The following is a 20,541-nucleotide window of genomic DNA, read 5'->3' on the forward strand; positions in this document are numbered from 1 at the left end:
AGAACGATCATGGCTTACGTAGATGGCTTCGTCGCTGCAGTACCCACCGCCAACCGCGAAAAATTCAAGCAACACGCACAATCCGCTGCCGAAATTTTCAAGGAAAGCGGCGCACTCAGCCTCGCCGAATGCTGGGGCGATGACGTGCCAGATGGCAAACTGACCTCATTTCCCATGGCAGTAAAACTCAAGGAAGACGAAACCGTGGTGTTTTCCTGGATCGTCTGGCCGGACAAGGCCACCCGTGACGCCGGGATGGCGAAACTCATGAGCGATCCGCGGATGCAGCCAGACGTCAATCCGATGCCGTTCGACGGCCAGCGGGCGATTTTTGGCGGTTTCGAGATGCTCGTCAAAGCCTGAACATCGTCGCAGGATCACTCCGGCGTCGGTGTGGTCCTGCAACTCTTGCGGTTACGAATCTGGCTGTCCGACGGCCGCTCCTTGATGAACTCGAAGCGCGGCTCGCCTTCGTTGTAGTGAACCAGCCAACCCCATTCCAACTCGGATTCATCCTGGCCCGGCTTGGGTGGCACAGCCCACCATGGCTCTTTGCTGATGACCTGACGCATGGCGCCCTCCCGTCGATTCGGTTGTTTCAACTATAACGCGCCTGCCGGCAGGTGCCAGAAATGCGCTTGCTGGTGTGGTATCCCTTTGTAGAATCAAAGGGACTCCGAAGCCTTGAGGTGGCAGACATGAGCGATGAATCCCGTGAGCCGTTCAAACGGCTGTTCTTCGCCCTCAACTGCGCCCCCGAACAACGCCGGGCCATCGCCCAATGGCGCAGCGCGTTGGGGCTCAATGTCGGGCGCCCGGTGCCGGCGGAAAACTTTCATCTGACGCTGCTGTTTCTCGGCACGGTGGGGATGGCGCAGATAGCGGGCGTCTGCGAGGCCGCCGCCAGTGTGCGGATGCCCGGCGTGCCGTTGACGGTTGTGCTTGATCGTCTGGAAGTCTGGCGTCGCTCCGGGGTTTTGTTGCTGGCGCCCGAGCAGGCAGCACCTGAGTTGCTGCGGTTGGTGTATGCGCTGGAGCAGGCCATGTTGCCCTTTGGTTTCGAAGACACCCGGCGGGAATTTCGCCCGCATCTGACCCTGATGCGCGACTACCGGGCGCCAGTCCCCGAATCTGCGACGCCGCCAGAGTTTTTCCTGCGTGCGGATCGCTTCACCTTGTTCGAATCCCATAAAGGCCGGTACCGGGCGCTGGCCGAATGGCCGTTGGTCTCTACATAAAAAAGGCGCCCGAGGGCGCCCGAAATTCACCTTGACCGAGGAAGCCAGGTGAAGCCGTTCTTCTTCAGAGGAGTGCAGCGGTGGTAAGGCGCTGCGTGAACGGAAAAGGAGAGAGCATTTCGGTCCTGCATTGGTCTGTGGTGCTCAGATATTCTGTGTCCGAGCCATTACCCCTGTGGGAGCGGGCTTGCTCGCGAAAGCGGTGGGTCAGTCACCAATGATGTTGAATGTGATGGCCCCTTCGCGAGCAAGCCCGCTCCCACATTTTGGTCCGTGGTGTTCAGAGATTTTGTGTCCGATTTTGAATCACTTACCCAGCTTCACCCGCGTCCAGCCACGAGTCATCACTCGCTGAATACCGATCGGCATATCCGGAATCGCATACAACGTCGCCATCACCGCTTGCGGCGGGTAGGACCCCGGGTCGTTTCGAATGGCTTCATCCACCAGCGGCGTGGCCGCTGCGTTGGCGTTGCTGTAGCCGATATTGTTGGTGACCTCGGCGATGATGTCCGGGCGCATCAGAAAATTCATGAACAGGTAAGCACTGTCGACGTTAGCCGCATCCCGTGGGATGGCGACCATGTCGTAGAAGCTGCCGGCGCCTTCTTTCGGGATGCTGTATTCGATCTTCACCTTGTCGCCGGCTTCCTTGGCGCGGGCCTTGGCTTGCAGCACGTCGCCGGAGTAACCGACCGCTACGCAGATGTTGCCGTTGGCCAGGTCGGAGATGTACTTCGACGAATGGAAATAAGCCACCGACGGGCGAATCTTCATGAACAACGCTTCAGCTTCGGCGATCTGCGCCTTGTCCTGAGAATTCACCGGGTAACCCAGATAGTGCAGGGCGGCCGGGAGCATTTCTGTCGGTGAATCAAGGAAGCTGATACCGCAGGCTTTGAGCTTCGCGGCGTTTTCCGGTTTGAACAGCAGGTCCCAGGAGTTCACCGGCGCATCAGTGCCCAGCACTTCCTTGACCTTGGCGGGGTTGTAACCGATGCCGATCGAACCCCACATGTACGGGAAAGCGTGGCCATTGTCAGGGTCGCTGGCGGAGGCGTTTTTCAGCAGCACAGGGTTGAGGTTTTTCCAGTTCGGCAGCTTCGATTTGTCCAGTGGCTGATAGACGCCAGCCTTGATCTGCTTGGCCAGGAAACTGTTGGAGGGCACCACGATGTCGTAGCCGGATTTACCGGCCAGCAAGCGTGCCTCAAGGGTTTCATTACTGTCGAACACATCGTAGGTCACGCGAATGCCGGTCTCCTCTTCGAACTTCTCGACCGTGTCCGGGGCGATGTAATCCGACCAGTTGTAGACGCGCAATACCTTGTCATTGGCCTGGGCACCGGTAGCCATCGCGCCCAATAAGGACAGTGTCAGCAGAGTCCTGCCAAACATTTTCATCGGTACAACTCCATTTTCTTTTTGTAGAACACAGTAGGAGCGAGGCTTGCCCGCGAAGAACGATGACGCGTAATGCCTGAAAAACCGCGGTGTATTCTTCGCGGGCAAGCCTCGCTCCTACAGGATTTTCACTAGGCCGTCGCTTCAACCCGCTGGTTTTTCGGTGCCTGCCACGACTCGCTGGCGGTCTGGTCCATGGCTTCCTGGATCGCCCGCTTGCGTGTGGCTTCGGCCTTGCGGCTGAAGTACCAGACCATGAACGTGACGATCGACACCGCCAGCAGAATCAAACTGGCCACGGCATTGATCTCAGGCTTCACACCCAGACGCACCGCCGAGAACACCTCCATCGGCAACGTCGTCGAGCCCGGGCCAGAGACGAAACTCGCCAACACCAGATCATCCAGCGACAAGGCAAACGACATCATGCCGCCCGCCGCCAGCGACGGCGCGATCATTGGAATGGTGATCAAAAAGAACACCTTGAAAGGCCGCGCACCCAGGTCCATGGCCGCTTCTTCAATCGACAGGTCCAGCTCACGCAAACGCGCCGATACAACCACCGCCACATAGGCTGCGCAGAACGTGGTGTGGGCGATCCAGATCGTGACGAGGCCACGTTCCTGCGGCCAGCCAATCAACTGCGCCATGGCCACGAACAGCAGCAACAGCGACAGACCGGTAATCACTTCCGGCATCACCAGCGGTGCCGTCACCAGACCACCAAACAGCGTGCGACCCTTGAAACGCGTCACGCGGGTCAGCACGAAAGCGGCGAGGGTGCCCAACGCCACGGCGGCAATCGCCGTGTAGCAAGCGATTTCCAGGGAGCGCACCACCGAGCCCATCAGTTGCGAGTTGTCGAGCAGGCCGACGTACCACTTCACCGACCAGCCGCCCCACACCGTCACCAGTTTCGAGGCGTTGAACGAGTAGATCACCAGAATCAGCATCGGCAGGTAGATAAACGACAGGCCGAAAATCAGCATCAACTTTGAAAACCCGAAGCGTTTCATCCCCGTCCCTCCATCTCTTTGGCCTGGCTGCGGTTGAACAGCAGAATCGGCACAATCAGAATCGCCAGCATCACCACCGCCAACGCAGACGCCACCGGCCAGTCGCGGTTGTTGAAGAACTCTTGCCACAGCACCCGGCCGATCATCAGGGTCTCCGGGCCGCCCAGCAGTTCCGGAATCACGAACTCACCGACCACCGGAATGAACACCAGCATGCACCCGGCAATGATCCCGTTCTTGGCCAGCGGCACGGTGATTTTCCAGAAGTTGTTGAAGTTGCTCGAACCCAAGTCCGACGCGGCTTCCAGCAAGCTCTGATCGTGCTTGACCAGGTTGGCGTACAGCGGCAACACCATGAATGGCAGGTACGCATAGACCACGCCGATGTACACCGCCGTGTTGGTGTTGAGGATCTCGATCGGCTGCGACGTCACCCCGGTCCACATCAGGAACCCGTTGAGCAAACCGTTGTTGCTGAGAATGCCCATCCACGCATAGACGCGAATCAGGATCGCGGTCCAGGTCGGCATCATGATCAACAACAGCAGAACGTTCTGCGTTTCCTTGCTGGCCTTGGTGATCGCGTAGGCCATCGGGAAACCGATCACCAGGCACATCAGCGTGCTTAAAAACGCGACCTTCAACGAGCCGAAGTAAGCCGAGATGTACAACTCATCTTCGGTCAGCAGCGAGTAGTTGCCGATGTTCAGCAGCAGCTGAAATTTCTGCTCGGCGAAGGTGTAAATCTCGGAGTAGGGAGGAATGGCCAGGGCCGCTTCCGAGAAGCTGATCTTCATCACCAGGAAGAACGGCAGCAGGAAAAACAGGCAAAGCCACAGGAATGGGATGCCGATGACCAGTTTGCGACCGCTGGGCACCAGGCGCAGGAACTGCTGATTGAAGGTTCTCATGAGCGCAGTACCACGCCGCTGTCGTCTTCCCACCACACGTAGACCTGATCGTCCCAGGTCGGGCGTGCGCCACGGCGTTCGGCGTTGGCCATGAACGACTGGACGATCTTGCCGCCGGGCAATTCCACGTAAAACACCGAATGACCGCCGAGGTAGGCGATGTCATGCACCTTGCCTTCGGACCAGTTGTATCGAGTCTCGGGCTTGAGGGTGCTGACCAGCATTTTTTCCGGGCGGATGGCGTAGGTGATCGACTTGTCTTGCACCGACGTGCTCACGCCGTGGCCGACGTAAATCTTCTGCTCAAGGTCCGGGCTGTGAATGATCGCGTGACCTTCCAGATCCTCGACCACCGTGCCATCGAAGGCGTTCACGTTGCCGATGAATTCGCAAACCATGCGGCTGACCGGCGCTTCGTAGATGTCGACCGGGCTGCCGATCTGGGCGATCCAGCCCAGGTGCATGATCGCGATGCGTTCGGCCATGGTCATGGCTTCTTCCTGATCGTGGGTCACCATCACGCAGGTCACGCCGACGCGCTCGATGATCTCCACCAACTCCAGTTGCATCTGCGAGCGCAGCTTTTTATCCAGTGCACCCATCGGTTCGTCGAGCAGCAACAGCTTCGGCCGCTTGGCCAACGAGCGGGCCAACGCCACACGTTGACGCTGGCCGCCAGACAACTGATGGGGCTTGCGTTTGGCGTACTGGGTCATGTGCACCAGTCGCAGCATTTCTTCGACACGGGCGTCGATTTCGCTGGCGGGCAAACGGTCCTGCTTGAGGCCGAAAGCGATGTTCTGCGCCACCGTCATGTGCGGGAACAGCGCGTAGGACTGGAACATCATGTTGATCGGCCGTTCGTACGGCGGCATGTCGGTGATGTCGACACCGTCGAGCAGAATCCGCCCTTCGGTCGGACGCTCGAAGCCGGCGAGCATGCGCAGCAGCGTCGATTTGCCCGAGCCGGAACCGCCGAGCAGGGCGAAGATTTCGCCTTGATGGATCTCCAGGGACACATCGTCCACAGCGGTGGTTTCGTCGAATTTCTTGGTGACGCGGTCGACTTTCACCAACACCTTTTTCGGTGCCTGGTGACCTTCAAGAGCCTTCCTGTAGATGCTGGAGGCGTTTGCCATATGAAACTCCCAACAGGTTTCAGTCGTCGGGCCAACGCGGCCTGACTTAAGAGTGGATTGCAAGCCCTGGCCGTACGGTGCCAATCAATTCCGCGAAGATCCCCTGTGGGAGCGGGCTTGCTCGCGAAGGCGGTGTATCAGGCAATATTGATGTCGACTGACACTCCCTCTTCGCGAGCAAGCCCGCTCCCACAAGGGGATTTGCATTTGAATCACTGGCCCGTACCAGTCGGGCTTATTCGGCACCGCCATCCTGGCTGCCTGGTCGTACTTGTTGTTATTGCGGTTCATCTATTACGTGAGCGACCGGCGCGCAAAGGCACGCCCGCCAGACTCACGGGGGCAGTTAAATCGTTGAATGCTTTTTGTAGTCAGCGCGTATTACGCAGCGCCGCCCGTTGCCGGCACGCGTCGCCAAACGCCTGGAAAATACTCAAGTAGGGGGGATTCGAAAGCACCTGCCATTCCGGGTGCCATTGCACACCGACGGCGAAGGCCTTGCTGTACTCGACGGAGATCGCCTCGATCAAACCATCCGGCGCGACAGCCTCGGCGCGCAGGCCGGGAGCGAGTCGGTCGATGCCCTGGCTGTGAATCGAATTCACCTGAAACACCTGCGGCAGGTCCAGCGCTTCGAACGCGCCGCCCGGTTGCACATTCACCGCATGGGCCGGTGCGTACTGCACGGCCAAATCCGGATGATCCGCTTCCCGGTGATCGAGCATGCCGGGCAGTTCGTGCACCTTCTGATGCAGGCTGCCGCCGAACGCCACGTTCATTTCCTGAAAGCCCCGGCAGATGCCAAGCACCGGCACGCCAGCCGCGATAGCTGCACGCAATAAGGGCAGGGTGGTGGCGTCCCGTTGCGGATCGTGATCCGTACCGGGGGCACTGGCCGGGCCTTGATAGTGGAAGGGCTCCACATTCGACGGCGAGCCGGTCAGCAGCAGACCGTCGAGCTGCGCGAGCAGGTCATCGATTTCGGTCAGATCGCCTAGAGAAGGAATGACCACTGGCAACCCCAAAGCCGCGACGCTGACAGCACGCAAATACTTGTCGCCGCTGACGTGGTAGGGGTGCAGGCCAATCTGTTTGATGCACGCAGTAACGCCGATCAATGGCTTGAATGCCATTTTTATCACCTCGAAGTTTCACACTTGAACGAGCTTTTCCGGAGCTTAGCCTTGTTGATTTTAATTAACAACTCTCATGTAAAAAATTCTAAACGCCGCGCATCCGATCTTCAGGGTTTACGCGGTGCGCAAGACTGATCTGGCACTCTTGCGCCCAAAAAAGGCCCGAAAATAAAGGTTGAAAGGCCAAGTGTTCGCTATTGACTTCACTTTGCCTTTCGGATTGACTGGGCTCGTGAAAGGGTAGTGAACATAATAATTAACAGCTAATAGGTGCATCATGTCGGTCCCTCTGCGTGCCGTTCAACTCAACGAAGCAAACGCATTCCTTAAGAAATATCCTGAGGTTTTGTACGTCGACCTTCTGATTGCGGATATGAACGGTGTGGTGCGCGGCAAGCGCATCGAACGCACCAGTCTTCATAAGGTTTACGAAAAAGGCATTAACCTCCCGGCGTCACTGTTTGCTCTGGACATCAACGGCTCTACGGTGGAAAGCACCGGCCTGGGTCTGGACATAGGCGACTCGGATCGAATCTGCTTCCCCATCCCCAATACCTTGAGCATCGAACCCTGGCAGAAGCGCCCGACCGCGCAGCTGTTAATGACCATGCACGAACTCGAAGGCCAGCCGTTCTTCGCTGACCCTCGCGAAGTGCTGCGTCAAGTGGTGAGCAAGTTCGATGACATGGGCCTGACCATTTGCGCGGCGTTCGAACTGGAGTTCTACCTGATCGACCAGGACAACGTGAACGGTCGTCCGCAGTCGCCACGCTCGCCAGTGTCCGGCAAACGTCCGCATTCGACACAGGTCTACCTGATCGACGATCTGGATGAATACGTCGACTGCCTCCAGGACATCCTCGAAGGTGCGAAAGAGCAGGGCATCCCTGCGGACGCCATCGTCAAGGAAAGTGCCCCGGCACAGTTCGAAGTGAACCTGCATCACGTCAACGACCCTATAAAGGCCTGCGACTATGCGGTGTTGCTCAAGCGTCTGGTGAAGAACATCGCCTACGACCACGAGATGGACACTACGTTTATGGCCAAGCCGTATCCGGGCCAGGCGGGCAATGGTTTGCACGTCCACATTTCGATTCTCGACAAAGAGGGCAACAACATCTTTGCCAGCGAGGATCCCGAGCAGAACGCCGCACTGCGTCACGCGATCGGCGGTGTGCTCGAGACCCTGCCGGCACAGATGGCGTTCCTCTGCCCGAACGTCAACTCGTACCGCCGTTTCGGCGCGCAGTTCTACGTGCCGAACTCGCCAAGCTGGGGCATCGACAACCGTACCGTGGCGGTGCGTGTGCCCACCGGTTCGGCGGATGCCGTGCGCATTGAACACCGAGTCGCGGGCGCCGATGCCAACCCGTACCTGCTGATGGCGTCAGTGCTGGCCGGCATTCACCACGGCTTGACCAACGAAATCGAACCGGGCGCCCCGGTCGAAGGCAACAGCTACGAGCAGAACGAGCAAAGCCTGCCGAACAACCTGCGCGATGCACTGCGCGAGCTGGACGACAGCGAAGTCATGGCGCGCTACATCGACCCGCTGTACATCGACGTGTTCGTGGCGTGCAAGGAAAGTGAGCTGGCCGAGTTCGAAAACTCCATCTCCGACCTTGAGTACAACTGGTACTTGCATACGGTTTGATGCCAAACACCCATCAAATGTGGGAGCGGGCTTGCTCGCGAAAGCGGTGGATCAGTCAATGCTGATGTCACCTGACACACTGCCTTCGCGAGCAAGCCCGCTCCCACAGGGATCGTGGTTTTCTGATCGTTAATTGGTCGACTTTAGTCCGGCGACTACATATTCCTCTGCGTAGAGTCACAACCATGACAAACACTCGCAGCGACTGGGAGCAACGCTTCCAGTCCCTCACACTAGAAGGCCGCGCATTCATCGACGGCCAATACTGCCCGGCGCTCAGCGGCGACACCTTCGAGTGCATCAGCCCGGTCGACGGCCGCTTCCTGGCGAACATCGCCAGCACCGACGAAGCCGACGCCAATGCCGCCGTGCAGGTTGCACGCCGCACATTCGAATCCGGCATCTGGGCGCGGTTGGCGCCCGCAGAACGCAAGCGCATTTTGATTCGCTTCGCGGACTTGATCCTGGCCAACCAGGAAGAACTGGCGCTGCTCGAAACCCTGGACATGGGCAAGCCGATCAGCGATTCCATGAGCATCGACATCCCAGCGACCGCCAACGCGATCCGCTGGAGCGCCGAAGCCATCGATAAAATCTACGACGAAGTCGCCGCCACACCGCACGACCAACTCGGCCTCATCACCCGCGAACCAGCAGGCGTGGTCGCCGCCATCGTGCCGTGGAATTTCCCGCTGATCATGGCCAGCTGGAAGTTCGCCCCGGCCCTGGCGGCAGGCAATTCGTTCATCCTCAAGCCTTCGGAAAAGTCACCGCTGACGGCGATTCGCATCGCGCAGTTGGCCCTCGACGCCGGCATTCCCAAAGGCGTGTTCAACGTCCTGCCAGGCTTCGGTCACACCGTCGGCAAGGCCTTGGCGTTGCACATGGACGTCGACGTGCTGGCCTTCACCGGCTCCACCGCGATTGCCAAGCAACTGCTGATCTACGCCGGGCAAAGCAACATGAAACGCGTCTGGCTGGAGGCGGGTGGGAAGAGCCCGAACGTGGTGTTCGCCGATGCACCGGACTTGCGTGCAGCCGCTCAGGCAGCGGTCAGCGCGATTGCCTTCAACCAGGGCGAAGTCTGCACGGCCGGTTCGCGTTTGCTGGTGGAGCGTTCGATTCGCGAGCAATTCATTCCGCTGCTGGTGGAAGCACTGCAAGCCTGGAAACCGGGCCACGCCCTCGATCCTGAAACCACCGTCGGCGCAGTCGTCGATCAGCGCCAACTGGACAACGTGCTGCGCTACATCCAGATCGGCAAAGACCAGGGCGCGCAACTGATTGCCGGCGGCAATCGTACCCTCGCAGACACCGGTGGCCTGTACGTGGAGCCGGCGATTTTCGACGGCGTGACCAACGCCATGACCATCGCCCGGGAAGAAATCTTCGGCCCGGTGCTGTCGCTGATCACCTTCGACACCGCTGAAGAAGCGCTGCAGATCGCCAACGACAGCATCTTCGGTCTGGCGGCCGGCGTATGGACCAGCAACCTCAGCAAGGCCCACACCTTCGCCCGTGGTTTGCGCGCCGGCAGCGTCTGGGTCAACCAGTACGACGGCGGCGACATGACCGCGCCGTTCGGCGGGTTCAAGCAGTCGGGTAATGGTCGGGACAAATCGCTGCACGCGTTCGACAAATACACCGAACTCAAAGCGACCTGGATCAAGCTCTAACACCTTTACAGCGGCGGTCGCAGGCGAGCGTTTGCGGCCATCGGAGAAACCTATGAAACAAGACTCTGTTAAACAAAAGCATGTAAACAGCTACTACGCCGCCACCCGCAATCAGACCGGGGATTACCCAACTCTGGAAGAACTGGTGGACTGCGACGTCTGCGTGATCGGCGCCGGCTACACCGGTTTGTCCTCGGCGCTGTTCCTCAGCGAAGCGGGCTACAGCGTGACCGTACTGGAAGCCGCCAAAGTCGGCTTCGGTGCCAGCGGTCGCAACGGCGGCCAACTGGTCAATTCGTATAGCCGCGACGTCGATGTCATTGAAGAGCGTTACGGCGACAAAACCGCCGAAGTGCTCGGCAGCATGATCTTTGAAGGCGCCGATATCATCCGTTCGCGCATCAAAGAGTACGACATCCAATGCAACTACCGCCCCGGCGGCATCTTCGCAGCGCTGAACAAAAAGCAACTCAACGGCCTGGCCGAGCAAAAGAGCAGTTGGGAGCGCTATGGCAACAAGAACCTGAGAATGCTCGACGCCGCTGACATCAAGCGCGAAGTCGGTTGCGACAACTATGTCGGCGGTCTGCTCGACATGCAGGGCGGCCACATTCACCCGCTGAACCTGGCCCTCGGCGAAGCCGCCGCGATCATCCGCCTGGGCGGCAAAATCTACGAACAATCCGCCGCCGTGGAAATCACCTACGGCGAGCCGATCACCGTGCGCACCGGCAAAGGCGTGGTGCGGGCCAAGTACCTGCTGATCGCCGGCAACGCCTATCTGCCTCAAGACCTCGACAACCGCGTCACGCGCAAAAGCATGCCCTGCGGTTCGCAAATCGTCGTCACTGAGCCGCTGTCCGAAAAAGTCGCCCGCAGCCTGATCACCAACAACTACTGCGTCGAAGACTGCAACTACCTGCTCGACTACTACCGCCTCACCGCCGACAACCGGCTGCTGTACGGTGGCGGCGTGGTCTACGGCGCCCGCGAGCCGGACGACATCGAGCAACTGATCAAACCAAAAATCCTCAAGACTTTCCCGCAACTCAAGGACGTGAAAATCGACTACCGCTGGACCGGCAACTTCCTGCTGACCATGTCACGCATGCCGCAATTCGGTCGCATCGAAAAGAACGCCTACTACATGCAAGGCTACAGCGGTCACGGCGTCACCTGCTCGCACCTGGCCGGCAAACTCATCTCGGAAATGATCCGCGGCGACGCCGAACGCTTCGACGCCTTCGCCTCCCTGCCGCACATGCCCATGCTCGGCGGCCGCACCTTCCAGGCCCCGCTCACCGCCATGGGCGCCGCGTATTACGCGCTGCGTGACCGGTTTGGTATCTAAGTAGAACCTTGCCGGCGGCCATCCCAAAAATGTGCCGCCGGCCAATGCCCGTCATAGCAGGCACCACAACCCTGTGGAAGTGGGCTTGGTGACATACACAAATTTTTTGAACAACCCCAATCAACTGTGGGAGCGGGCTTGCTCGCGAAAGCGGTAGGTCAGTCGCCATCAATGTTGAATGTGATGGCCTCTTCGCGAGCAAGCCCGCTCCCACAGAGATCTAAGCCGAACACCGAATTGGTGGATCAACCGGGACCAAACTGCGGGAGCGAGCCTGCTCGCGATGAGGCCCTATCAGCCGCCATCAATGCTGCCTGACACACCGCCATCGCGAGCACCCCGCTCCCACAATTCCCGCACCTGACCGACCGGCATCAGGGGCCCGCCGGCTTTTTTCATAGCCGTTTATCGAACCTGCTGAGCAACACCAACAAACGTGATTTAATACCCGCCTTTCACGGTTCCGGGACGGGAAACGGCGTAATCCGCGGCCACCAGTCGCCCGCCACCCACCCCCATTACCCCTTAAGTATTCTTCGCATAAGGCTGTCATGGACACGGGCTCACGACTCAAATTAGTACGCGAAAGCTACAAACTGTCCCAGCGCGAGCTGGCCCGGCGTAGCGGCGTCACCAATGCCACCATCTCCCTGATCGAACAGAATCGCGTCAGTCCCTCCGTCAGCTCCCTGAAAAAACTGCTCGAAGGCATCCCCATGTCTTTGGCGGACTTTTTTACCTTCGACCAACCACCCCGTGAGCACCAATACGTGTTCCGCGCCAATGAACAGCCGGATCTCGGGCGGCATGGGCTGCGGTTGCTGCTGATTGGCGCTTCGGTGCCGAGCCGGCAGATGCGGCTTTTGCGCGAGCAATACGCGCCGGGAGCGAGTTCGGGGGAAGAACCCATCGTGCATGCTGAAGGGGAGGAGTGTGGGCTCGTAACCCGTGGCACGGTTGAGCTCACTGTTGATGGTCAGATCAGTGTGCTGAATGCCGGGGATGGGTATTACTTTCCGACGACGCTGCCGCATCGGTTTCGCAATATTGGGGCGGATGAGGCGGAAATCATCAGCGCCAACACCCCAGCGAACTTCTGATATCGATAGCGAACATCAAACCTGTAGCAGCTGCCGAAGGCTGCGTTCGGCTGCGAAGCAGTCGTAAATCCGAGGACTGTTCCTAATCATTGCGCTCTACGATTGACAACCCGAATCATCCAAAACACTATCAGCCCATGACCTACATACGCCGCATGAACATGATGTGCTCCTCCATGACCGCCTCTGGCGGGCCATGAGGTCATGCGTTCACAGGATTTGACGTAATCACCCAAGGCCCCGCCAGAAATGGACGGGGCTTTTTAGTTCTCCGTCTACCGATGGCTAATGGAGAATGAAATGTTCGAGATTAGACGCGCCACGCACAGCGATGCCCAAACAGCGTTCGACATTCGCCTTCAAGCGATACGGCATCAATGCGTCGGTGCCTATACCACGGAGCAAATGCTGGCCTGGACGGCAGGAGCGGCCAAGGACGGGTATAGCGACCTGATGAATAAACACTTTTATCTGGGCTGTATTCAGGGTGAGCCGGTGGCGACAGGAATGCTTGATCTGGAGAAGAGTGAAATCGGCGCAATCTTTGTGCTCCCGAGCTTTATGCAACGTGGCATTGGCTTGAGAGTCTTGGACTACCTTGAATGCTTGGCGCGGGATTTGGGGCTGAGGCAAGTCAATCTGGACGCCACTTTAAACGCCGCTGACTTTTACCGGCGCTGCGGTTTCGTTGGTCACGAACCAGCAATTTACCATTCGCCCTCCGGGCTTCAGCTGGCTTGTGTGCCGATGGTGAAAGCGCTTTTGTAGGCTTGGCATTGGTTGATAGCTTCACCGACGGCAGACCCGGAGGGGTTCGTGCAGCCCGCAATATTCCTGATTGCCACGATTGACAGTCGTAACGACTTGTAGGAATTTAGCCGCCCGCAGGTAAGGAATATCTGCTGACGGCCAAAAAATGGCCGTTATTCACCACACAAGGGATTGTCTATGCAGGGTTCAAACACCGTTGCTCAACAGGTGTGCGGTCAGCTGGTGCACGAGCGTCAGAACAACGCGCACATGAACATTGCCCAGCAAATTCTCGAATGCCTGTTTCGACGTCGTAGCCTTGCCCCGGGGCAGGATCACGAGCTTTCGTTGCAGGTGCTGGAACCCCATCTGACCAGGGTCATGCAAGCAGTCGAGAGCGGTCGCAAGGTCGAAATGGTCCTGCCGGCCTTTCCCGGCAAGTCGCCCTGCCGCAAGAAAACCCTCAGCCATCTGCCCGATCTTGCCGAACATCATGCCATCGACGAGTTACATCGCCTGTGCAATGAGATCCAGCAGATCTACGCACCGGGGGCGCTGATTCATATCTGCTCCGATGGCTATGTGTTCTCTGACCTGGTGCATGTTCCCGATGCGGACGTCAAAGCCTACACCGACGCTATCCAGGACTACGCCGAACAGCACTATCCCGGCACGTTCGCCCATTTCGATCTGCGGGATGCCTATCCTCCGCTTGATTGTCTGGACGCCATGCGTGAGGAGATGATGATCGAGCACGGCCAGTCCTTGGTCTTGTTGCAGCAGCGTTTCAAGGATGAGCCGCACATGATGTTGATGTACTGCGGTATCCATCGCTTCCTGTCCGAGGATTACTCGGGGCTCAAGGTATTCGCCGGCATGAGCCTTAATGCGGTGAAGAAAATCGCCAAGCCTGCCTCGCAGCGGGTGATCCAGCGCAGTGAAGCCTGGAGTGCGCTGTTACAGGCGCGCTACCCGCATTGCCTGCGCCTGTCGATTCACCCGCAACTGGCGGTGTCGACGAAGATCGGTATCCGGTTGGTGCCAACCAGTGACCTGTGGCGTACGCCCTGGCATTCGGTGGCGATCAAGCGACGGGGTGTGGTCACCCTCGAAAAACGCAGCAATGTCGATGAACGCTACCACCGCTTGGTGTTCCGCAAGGGGCGTCCTTGTCACTACGCCAGTGCTCAATGATGGCGTCTCGGTTGTGGGTCGAAGCCGTACTCTTCGATTTGGATGGGACCCTGGTCGACACCTTGCCTGACATCACCTGGTGCCTGAACCAGGTGTTGCTCGAACACGGTTGCCCGGCGCAGACAGCGGAGACGGTGCGGGGTTATATCGGCGGTGGGGTCACAGCGATGATCGAGCAGGTCGCCACGGGGTTTGGCATTGCCGATGGGGCCGCGATGCACCAGCGCTATGTGACGCTCTACCAAAACAACCTGGTTCAATTTTCCCGGCCGTTCAGCGGTGTGCTTGCCTTGCTCGAAGGCTGTCGCCAGTTACAAGTGCCGTTGGCTATCGTCACCAACAAGACCGAGGAAATGGCCCTGCAAGTAGCCGATGCGCTGCTTCCACAGAATGCCTTCGGGGCGATTCTGGGGCACCGCACGGGCAGGGCGCTCAAACCTCAGCCGGAGGTGGCATGGGAAGCCGCCCGACGGTTGTCGGTTGATCCGCAACACTGCTTGTTCGTCGGTGACACCGAGATCGATCTGAAGACCGCCCGTGCTGCAGGCATGTACTCGGCGGCGGTCACCTGGGGCTATGGCCTGACACCCGACTTGCAGGCCCTGGCCCCGAACTTCTGCTGCGAACAGCCGGCCGGATTGCTGCGCATTCTGCAGCAAGTCTGTGGTACAGCGCATGCATTCACCGAGCATGGCGACACCGTTAAATCCTACTGATACACACACTCTCAAGGAAGTTGTTCTATGGAACATAGAGACGCCTGGATCGCTGCCGTCAGCGATTTGCTCGCGGGTTATCTGCTCAAAGGCACGGATGATTGTTTCGACACACAAGGCAGAGCGCATCTCGCGTTACGTTTGGGGCACTGCTTCGATCAGGGCCTGCCGGTGCGTCTGGTACTGCCAGGTTTTCCCTGCAAGTCGCCAAACGCCACTGACCAGACTTTCGGCGTGCTGCCGGACTGCGGCGAGGTCATCGCCATCGAGCGCCTCGACCAACTCGGCCAAGCCATCGCCGCGCTGCACGCACCGGGTTGTGTGGTGTCGATCCTCAGTGACGGAACGACCTTCAACGACATCGTCGGGGTGGCCGACGACGTTCGCGAGACCTACAACCGGGCTTTGCGTGACCTGTGCACCACCCATACGATTCAGTGGGTCAGCATGGAAGACCTGTTCCCTCAGGCCCAAAGTGCCGAGTCGGTTCGCGCCAGCCTGATCAAGCAGGCCCGTCTGCCCTGGAAAAACCTTGGGGATCTGATCGAGCAGAGCCGGCACGATGAATCCCTCAGCCAGGCCCATGACCACCTCTGCAGTCACCTCTACAACGACCTGCGTCTGTGCCGTGAAGACGGGCAGAGCGAGGACGAGTACCTGCAGCAAATCAACTTCAAAGCCTACCAAATGATGTATCGAGGGCAGGCATTAAATGCGGCAGTGGATCGTTTCTTCGGCGATGACATTCGCTTGTCGGTCCATCAATACAGCAATGCCGGACCCAAATTCACCTTCGGCCTGGCCGAAGGGCTGACCCGTGTCGACAGCCCCTGGCACGCCGTACCGGTGTGCAACCTCGATGGCAGCCAAACCCTTCGCGCCCGCGCCCAGGTCGATCTCGATCATCATGTGCTGGTCACCTTTCAGGGGAGGCCATGGCTCTACCACCAAACAGAAAACCCGCAGGCCCAAGGTTTCGAATACGAACTGCAAAAACTGCCGCTGTTTGGCCTGGTGGTGCGAGACCCGTTGGGGCTGGGTTTCGAACGACTGTCCACGGGCCTGCTCGAGGTACTGGTGGAAACCTTCGGTTTCGTCTGCCTCAAGGGCTGCCGCTTCGATGACCAGGACAGTTTTGCTCGCAGCTGCGAACGCTTTGGCACGCTGTACGAATGGGCCTTCGGCGCCGTGCACGTGGTCAAGCCTGCGGACAAACCCCAAGGCGTGGTGCACTCGCTGGAGAAAACACCGTTGCACTGGGACCTGAACATGCTGCCCGACAGCGATGCACAGGTTCAGCGCAACCCGAAATTCTGCGCCAGCAAATTCATGCTGTATTGCAAGACCGCGCCGCAGCCGGGCGAAGGCCAGACCACCATCGTCGACAGCCGAAACGTACTGCGCAAAGTCGGCCAGCAAGTCGCCCGACAATGGCAGGACGTGAACATCACCTACTACACCAAAATGACCTACTTCGGTGGCTCCCCGCGCATGTACAGCCTGGTGGATCATCACCCCCGCAGCGGCGAACTGATCCTGCGTTACCAAGAGGGCACCGACTCGACATTGCAGACCCTGAGCCAGGCTGTGCAGGACCATGATGAGGAAGCTCAACAGGCGCTGCTCGAACAGGTCAACTCGCTGGTTTATGACCCGGAGTGCCTGATTGCCCATCAATGGAGCGAGGGTGATCTGGTGTTGATCGACAACTATCGGACGCTGCATGGCCGGTTGCCGATGTCGGTGGGTTCTTCGTCGCGGGAGTTGTGGCGGGTGCAGGTTTACTGATCGTTGTTGTCTGGAGGCCCTGGAGACAGGGCCTTCTTCTAGACCTTTTGCCATTACAGTGCGATGAAGTTGCGAATCGTTCCATCCTTCCCGCCCAGCAATGACACAGAGCGGGAAAATGAAGCAAAGATTTCAGGACGCATCCTACAGCCAGCGATCAGCTTCCTCAGTAACGTCATTCTGCCCCAGCCTCAGGCCGGGATTTCCCAAGGATGAACAAGGAAAGCTGAATGATCTCTTCTGCACGATTGGGCGACAAACACGTCTGCCCTATACCAGGTCACGGTACTACCCCTATTGCCTCCGCCAGCGCTGACACGAATATCAACTTCATGGGTTCAGCTCGTGTAGGCGATACCTGTGGTTGTGGGGCTGTCATCACCACTGGTTTTCCCTCCATTCAAGTGAACGGGCGTCCCATGGCTCACTTGGGTAGCCCTACCAGTCACGGCGGAACGATCATCACCGGGTCAAGCGATGTTGGCGGCGGGTTTGTTATGGGGGCTGCTCCCGGTGCGTCAATCATCAACTTCGCTGTGCTGGGAGCAATCCGCCCCGATGGCACGGTTGATGATGAACGCATGGCCACTCTGTTGGCTGATCCGAGGCTGACAGAGAAGGCCACTGCTGCCAATGCGCTTGTGGATCCGAATGCTGCAACCAGGAAACAGGAGGCCGGGAAACCGGAGCCTGTTGTTTGTAATCATCCCGACCAAATGGAAGAGCTGGCCAGCTACATCGCTGGTGAGATGAATCGCAACATTCACGACCCGGCTGTGTTGGAGATGAAAAGGCTCATTGATTATGACTCCGACGTGGCGGCAAAACAGTTTGCGGAATTGCCATTGCTTGCTCGCCTGGGCGGACCACCAAATTACGGCAGCATCGCCAAGGCGCAGAAAGTTGCAGCGGCGGCGATCTGGACTAAGAAAGTTGAGCAGAATCAGGAGTGGGACCACAAGCCCAAACTGAAAGCGCTATTTGGCACCTTCTGGCACAAGCAGGGGAAGTACATGTACTTCTACGATATCTGGTCGAACATCCATTATGGATATGTCGGAATCATCGGCGGACTGTCTGAAAGCGTGTTGTTGGATGGCGCCGGGGCTGAGCAAATCGCCTCGGACACCCTGAGGAAGGGCGAAGAATGGATAAAAAAGCCCCGAGAGAATTGGAAACTGCCCGGCCCATACGCAACAGCCAGTCCATGGACGGAATTGCGATCATGGGACGACGTTGCTGATAGGGTATCGATCAGTATCGGCGTGAAGCTGGCCAACGAATACCCTAATGGTGGGATAACAGCAAAGATGATCATGGACGAAGTATTAGCAGTAGCACCAGAGAACTGGGGAGAGGGGATTGACGATCACGTATGCGAGTAAAGGACGATATGGATATGCATGGTTGTTGTGCATTCCGTTGCTTCCAGTATTGTTCTTTGTAGGACAGACCATTCTTGAGCCGACAGTGACCGTTCACTACGCCGAGAACGGTAAGGAAGAGCTCAAGTACATCTGGAACGTGCAACATCGGATATACAAAGGACGGATGCAGCCTGGAGGTGGTACGTCGGATAACGGCTTTATATTTCCAGGCGAAGACTTTTTCATGCAGTTGGATTGGTGGGGCGACAAGGGTCGCCATCATTGTGTGAACATCACGCCAAAATGGCCGAACACTGACATCTATCTCGATTTGAACGGGAACATCGACACTGAGAAAGGAGTCGGGACAGATGAAGACCGCTTGGATCAGTGCAAGGGTGATGTAGCAAAACCATAAGCTGAAAAACCCGCAATGACGCGGGTTTTTTATGGCTCAAATATAGTTACTGTCCCTTGGGCGCATCAAACCCCCGCTGCTCAATCACCCGAAACACATCGCTCACATCCTGGACCATGATCCGGGCGATGTTGGTGACGGTGTTGATGTCGTGCTCGGCGTAGTCCGGCAGGCTGGTGCAGGCCATGAGGTTGAGGTATTTGAGGACGGCGTTGAGGCGTTCGCTGAGGCAGTTGTGGAGTTCGCGTAGTGGGGCGTCGGCGTCGATGAGGAGGACGGGGTGGTCGGTGGCGAAGTGGGACATGGGGCTGTAGTGGCGGAGCGGCTTTTGAGTCGTCATGGTGTTAATCCTAATAAAAGTAGAATTGCCACCGTTCTGCTGCGAAACAAAATGGGTGGCAGCTATGCGCGGGTTCGCAGACCGGAGGATTAACACCAGGACCCGGCAGACCCGAAGGTCTCCCACGCACAACCGCCATAAAACGATACGCAGCCGGGAGTCGGCCGTGCCTGACGGAACAAGGTGTCAATCTTAAGGGCTGCGAAACCCTATCGCCAACTGCGGTCAGCGACAGACCCACTCTAGGCAGCGATTTCGGTAGCCGCAATCGGGCTGTAGGACGCCAAGATTGTCATTTTGGCGAGGTGGCTCTTCCCCGTTCTATGTCGTAACGCAGTAAAACCGGGCGTTACGGTTTGTCTGAGGAAATGGGCTAGCAGGGTTTGGGGCTGCTTCGCAGTCCAGCGGGAGCAAGCTCCCTCGCCACAATCGGTTATTTCCTACGAGATTTTCGGACTTCAAAATCCTCGCCGTGCCTTCATCGAACGTTCAGGCGCGGGATTTTCGGCGGTGAGTGACGCTTGCTTCCGTTCAGCATCACCACCGTCGTAGACTGAACGCCAACGGGAATTCAAGGATGGAACGCGCCCATGATCGAAATCGGCAGCCGCAACAACGCCCCCACGCCACAGCACCAAACCCAGGACATTTACTCTTTCACATCGACCTTTCCCGCCCGCCCGGACAAGCCTTTTTGTTTCGAACAGTCCATCGGTGGCGGTCATTGCGAGCAGGGCGGGGCGGTGTCTGAGAACGCCAAGCCTGTGGGGCGGTGGCAAGTGATTGCAGGCTGGTTCAAACGCAACATTCATTTCAGCGGCCGTTACGGCGTTTAACCCGAGGAGAATCCCATGACCCAAACACTGGAACGCGCCATTGCCATCGCCGCGGCGGCACATGAGGGGCAGGTGGACAAGGGCGGTGCCCCTTACATCCTGCATCCGCTGAAAGTCATGCTGCGGGTGAACACTCTGGAAGAGCGCATCGTCGCGGTGCTGCATGACGTGGTCGAGGATTGCGGCATCAGCTTTGACGATCTGCGTAACGAAGGCTTCAGCGAAACGGTGCTGATGGCGATTGCGTCGGTGACCAAGGTGCCGGATGAGTCGTACGAAGAGTTTATCGAGCGCGCGGCGCAGAACCCGATCGGGCGGGTGGTGAAACTGGCGGATCTGGAAGAGAACAGCGACTTGTCGCGGATTGCCCAGCCGTCCTGGGAGGATCTGGAGCGCGTTGAGAAGTATCGGCGGGCGATCGGGGCGTTGCGGTCTTAGCGATTGTTGGCAAGATTTGCGGAGGGTGTTCCAGCCAGAAACGACAAAGCCTCAAATCATCAGGGCTTT

At 58.3% G+C, this 20,541-nt stretch carries 21 protein-coding genes; 14 read left to right on the top strand and 7 right to left on the bottom strand.

Annotated elements, in window-relative coordinates:
- Positions 1-9: 9 nt before the first annotated feature.
- On the top strand, positions 10-363 hold the full coding sequence (locus tag IB250_RS06805; protein ID WP_008068166.1) for a DUF1428 domain-containing protein: 354 nt from the start codon (positions 10-12) through the stop codon (positions 361-363).
- A 14-nt stretch (positions 364-377) separates the two neighbouring features.
- Here IB250_RS06805 and IB250_RS06810 read toward each other — a convergent pair whose 3' ends face one another.
- Positions 378-572 (bottom strand): hypothetical protein, encoded by a 195-nt coding sequence (locus IB250_RS06810; RefSeq protein ID WP_192343516.1) that lies wholly within the window; start codon positions 570-572, stop codon positions 378-380.
- A 126-nt stretch (positions 573-698) separates the two neighbouring features.
- On the opposite strand from IB250_RS06810, the gene thpR reads away from it, so the two are divergent.
- Entirely contained in the window at positions 699-1,238 is a 540-nt protein-coding gene (gene thpR / locus IB250_RS06815; RefSeq protein WP_192343517.1) for an RNA 2',3'-cyclic phosphodiesterase, read from the top strand.
- A gap of 306 nt (positions 1,239-1,544) precedes the next feature.
- On the opposite strand, the gene IB250_RS06820 is transcribed toward thpR, so the two are convergent.
- The 5 genes from IB250_RS06820 to IB250_RS06840 all read right to left on the bottom strand — a co-directional run bounded on the left by IB250_RS06820 (position 1,545) and on the right by IB250_RS06840 (position 6,841).
- The gene (locus tag IB250_RS06820; RefSeq protein WP_192343518.1) at positions 1,545-2,642 is read right to left on the bottom strand and encodes a polyamine ABC transporter substrate-binding protein; all 1,098 of its coding nucleotides are present in this window, start codon (positions 2,640-2,642) and stop codon (positions 1,545-1,547) included.
- A gap of 131 nt (positions 2,643-2,773) precedes the next feature.
- Positions 2,774-3,658, bottom strand: a complete 885-nt coding sequence (locus IB250_RS06825) for an ABC transporter permease subunit (RefSeq protein WP_192343519.1) — start codon at positions 3,656-3,658, stop codon at positions 2,774-2,776.
- Positions 3,655-4,536 (bottom strand): ABC transporter permease subunit, encoded by an 882-nt coding sequence (locus IB250_RS06830; protein WP_192343799.1) that lies wholly within the window; start codon positions 4,534-4,536, stop codon positions 3,655-3,657. The genes IB250_RS06825 and IB250_RS06830 overlap by 4 nt, the downstream gene beginning before the upstream one ends.
- A gap of 29 nt (positions 4,537-4,565) precedes the next feature.
- Positions 4,566-5,708: a polyamine ABC transporter ATP-binding protein gene (potA, locus tag IB250_RS06835; protein ID WP_008011735.1), complete on the bottom strand. Its 1,143-nt coding sequence runs from the start codon at positions 5,706-5,708 to the stop codon at positions 4,566-4,568.
- A 371-nt stretch (positions 5,709-6,079) separates the two neighbouring features.
- The gene (locus tag IB250_RS06840) at positions 6,080-6,841 is read right to left on the bottom strand and encodes a gamma-glutamyl-gamma-aminobutyrate hydrolase family protein (protein ID WP_192343520.1); all 762 of its coding nucleotides are present in this window, start codon (positions 6,839-6,841) and stop codon (positions 6,080-6,082) included.
- Positions 6,842-7,121: 280 nt separating this feature from the next.
- Here IB250_RS06840 and IB250_RS06845 point away from each other — a divergent pair, with 280 nt between their 5' ends.
- The 10 genes from IB250_RS06845 (at position 7,122) to IB250_RS06890 (ending at position 18,858) form a co-directional block, all read left to right on the top strand.
- Entirely contained in the window at positions 7,122-8,498 is a 1,377-nt protein-coding gene (locus tag IB250_RS06845; protein WP_192343521.1) for a glutamine synthetase family protein, read from the top strand.
- 185 nt (positions 8,499-8,683) lie between these two features.
- Positions 8,684-10,174, top strand: a complete 1,491-nt coding sequence (locus IB250_RS06850; protein WP_192343522.1) for an aldehyde dehydrogenase — start codon at positions 8,684-8,686, stop codon at positions 10,172-10,174.
- Positions 10,175-10,226: 52 nt separating this feature from the next.
- Positions 10,227-11,525 carry an NAD(P)/FAD-dependent oxidoreductase gene (locus IB250_RS06855; RefSeq protein ID WP_192343523.1) on the top strand — a complete coding sequence of 433 codons (1,299 nt, stop codon included), beginning with the start codon at positions 10,227-10,229 and terminating at the stop codon, positions 11,523-11,525.
- A gap of 551 nt (positions 11,526-12,076) precedes the next feature.
- Positions 12,077-12,625 (top strand): cupin domain-containing protein, encoded by a 549-nt coding sequence (locus IB250_RS06860; RefSeq protein ID WP_008011722.1) that lies wholly within the window; start codon positions 12,077-12,079, stop codon positions 12,623-12,625.
- Between the two features lie 300 nt (positions 12,626-12,925).
- Entirely contained in the window at positions 12,926-13,393 is a 468-nt protein-coding gene (locus IB250_RS06865; protein ID WP_192343524.1) for a GNAT family N-acetyltransferase, read from the top strand.
- Between the two features lie 180 nt (positions 13,394-13,573).
- Positions 13,574-14,569, top strand: a complete 996-nt coding sequence (locus IB250_RS06870) for an isocyanide synthase family protein (protein WP_192343525.1) — start codon at positions 13,574-13,576, stop codon at positions 14,567-14,569.
- Positions 14,569-15,285, top strand: coding sequence for an HAD family hydrolase (locus IB250_RS06875; protein ID WP_192343526.1), 717 nt, complete (start codon positions 14,569-14,571; stop codon positions 15,283-15,285). Before IB250_RS06870 ends, IB250_RS06875 begins: the two co-directional genes overlap by 1 nt.
- 27 nt (positions 15,286-15,312) lie before the next feature.
- Positions 15,313-17,073, top strand: a complete 1,761-nt coding sequence (locus tag IB250_RS06880) for an isocyanide synthase family protein (RefSeq protein ID WP_192343527.1) — start codon at positions 15,313-15,315, stop codon at positions 17,071-17,073.
- A 230-nt stretch (positions 17,074-17,303) separates the two neighbouring features.
- Positions 17,304-18,458 (top strand): polymorphic toxin type 44 domain-containing protein, encoded by a 1,155-nt coding sequence (locus tag IB250_RS06885; protein WP_192343528.1) that lies wholly within the window; start codon positions 17,304-17,306, stop codon positions 18,456-18,458.
- Complete coding sequence (locus IB250_RS06890; RefSeq protein ID WP_225603329.1) at positions 18,436-18,858, top strand: hypothetical protein; 423 nt, start codon at positions 18,436-18,438, stop codon at positions 18,856-18,858. The genes IB250_RS06885 and IB250_RS06890 overlap by 23 nt, the downstream gene beginning before the upstream one ends.
- A gap of 46 nt (positions 18,859-18,904) precedes the next feature.
- Here the strand turns inward: IB250_RS06890 and IB250_RS06895 are convergent, their stop codons facing one another.
- A complete protein-coding gene (locus tag IB250_RS06895; RefSeq protein WP_123495364.1) occupies positions 18,905-19,198 on the bottom strand; it encodes a fructose-bisphosphate aldolase in 294 nt (97 codons plus the stop codon).
- 590 nt (positions 19,199-19,788) lie between these two features.
- On the opposite strand from IB250_RS06895, the gene IB250_RS06900 reads away from it, so the two are divergent.
- Together IB250_RS06900 and IB250_RS06905 are read left to right on the top strand one after the other, a co-directional pair.
- Positions 19,789-20,034 (top strand): hypothetical protein, encoded by a 246-nt coding sequence (locus IB250_RS06900; RefSeq protein WP_192343529.1) that lies wholly within the window; start codon positions 19,789-19,791, stop codon positions 20,032-20,034.
- A gap of 15 nt (positions 20,035-20,049) precedes the next feature.
- A complete protein-coding gene (locus tag IB250_RS06905) occupies positions 20,050-20,472 on the top strand; it encodes an HD domain-containing protein (RefSeq protein WP_192343530.1) in 423 nt (140 codons plus the stop codon).
- The last annotated feature ends 69 nt before the right edge of the window (positions 20,473-20,541 follow it).

Origin of the sequence: Pseudomonas sp. PDM09 (assembly GCF_014852305.1) — a bacterium.
GTDB lineage: Bacteria > Pseudomonadota > Gammaproteobacteria > Pseudomonadales > Pseudomonadaceae > Aquipseudomonas.

Bases quoted from the DNA above. Each gene is read 5' to 3' on its own strand.
- IB250_RS06805 (WP_008068166.1), top strand. From the start codon at position 10: ATGGCTTACGTAGATGGCTTCGTCGCTGCAGTACCCACCGCCAACCGC.
- IB250_RS06810 (WP_192343516.1), bottom strand. From the start codon at position 572: ATGCGTCAGGTCATCAGCAAAGAGCCATGGTGGGCTGTGCCACCCAAG.
- thpR (WP_192343517.1), top strand. From the start codon at position 699: ATGAGCGATGAATCCCGTGAGCCGTTCAAACGGCTGTTCTTCGCCCTC.
- IB250_RS06820 (WP_192343518.1), bottom strand. From the start codon at position 2,642: ATGAAAATGTTTGGCAGGACTCTGCTGACACTGTCCTTATTGGGCGCG.
- IB250_RS06825 (WP_192343519.1), bottom strand. From the start codon at position 3,658: ATGAAACGCTTCGGGTTTTCAAAGTTGATGCTGATTTTCGGCCTGTCG.
- potA (WP_008011735.1), bottom strand. From the start codon at position 5,708: ATGGCAAACGCCTCCAGCATCTACAGGAAGGCTCTTGAAGGTCACCAG.
- IB250_RS06840 (WP_192343520.1), bottom strand. From the start codon at position 6,841: ATGGCATTCAAGCCATTGATCGGCGTTACTGCGTGCATCAAACAGATT.
- IB250_RS06845 (WP_192343521.1), top strand. From the start codon at position 7,122: ATGTCGGTCCCTCTGCGTGCCGTTCAACTCAACGAAGCAAACGCATTC.
- IB250_RS06850 (WP_192343522.1), top strand. From the start codon at position 8,684: ATGACAAACACTCGCAGCGACTGGGAGCAACGCTTCCAGTCCCTCACA.
- IB250_RS06855 (WP_192343523.1), top strand. From the start codon at position 10,227: ATGAAACAAGACTCTGTTAAACAAAAGCATGTAAACAGCTACTACGCC.
- IB250_RS06860 (WP_008011722.1), top strand. From the start codon at position 12,077: ATGGACACGGGCTCACGACTCAAATTAGTACGCGAAAGCTACAAACTG.
- IB250_RS06865 (WP_192343524.1), top strand. From the start codon at position 12,926: ATGTTCGAGATTAGACGCGCCACGCACAGCGATGCCCAAACAGCGTTC.
- IB250_RS06870 (WP_192343525.1), top strand. From the start codon at position 13,574: ATGCAGGGTTCAAACACCGTTGCTCAACAGGTGTGCGGTCAGCTGGTG.
- IB250_RS06875 (WP_192343526.1), top strand. From the start codon at position 14,569: ATGGCGTCTCGGTTGTGGGTCGAAGCCGTACTCTTCGATTTGGATGGG.
- IB250_RS06880 (WP_192343527.1), top strand. From the start codon at position 15,313: ATGGAACATAGAGACGCCTGGATCGCTGCCGTCAGCGATTTGCTCGCG.
- IB250_RS06885 (WP_192343528.1), top strand. From the start codon at position 17,304: ATGATCTCTTCTGCACGATTGGGCGACAAACACGTCTGCCCTATACCA.
- IB250_RS06895 (WP_123495364.1), bottom strand. From the start codon at position 19,198: ATGACGACTCAAAAGCCGCTCCGCCACTACAGCCCCATGTCCCACTTC.
- IB250_RS06900 (WP_192343529.1), top strand. From the start codon at position 19,789: ATGATCGAAATCGGCAGCCGCAACAACGCCCCCACGCCACAGCACCAA.
- IB250_RS06905 (WP_192343530.1), top strand. From the start codon at position 20,050: ATGACCCAAACACTGGAACGCGCCATTGCCATCGCCGCGGCGGCACAT.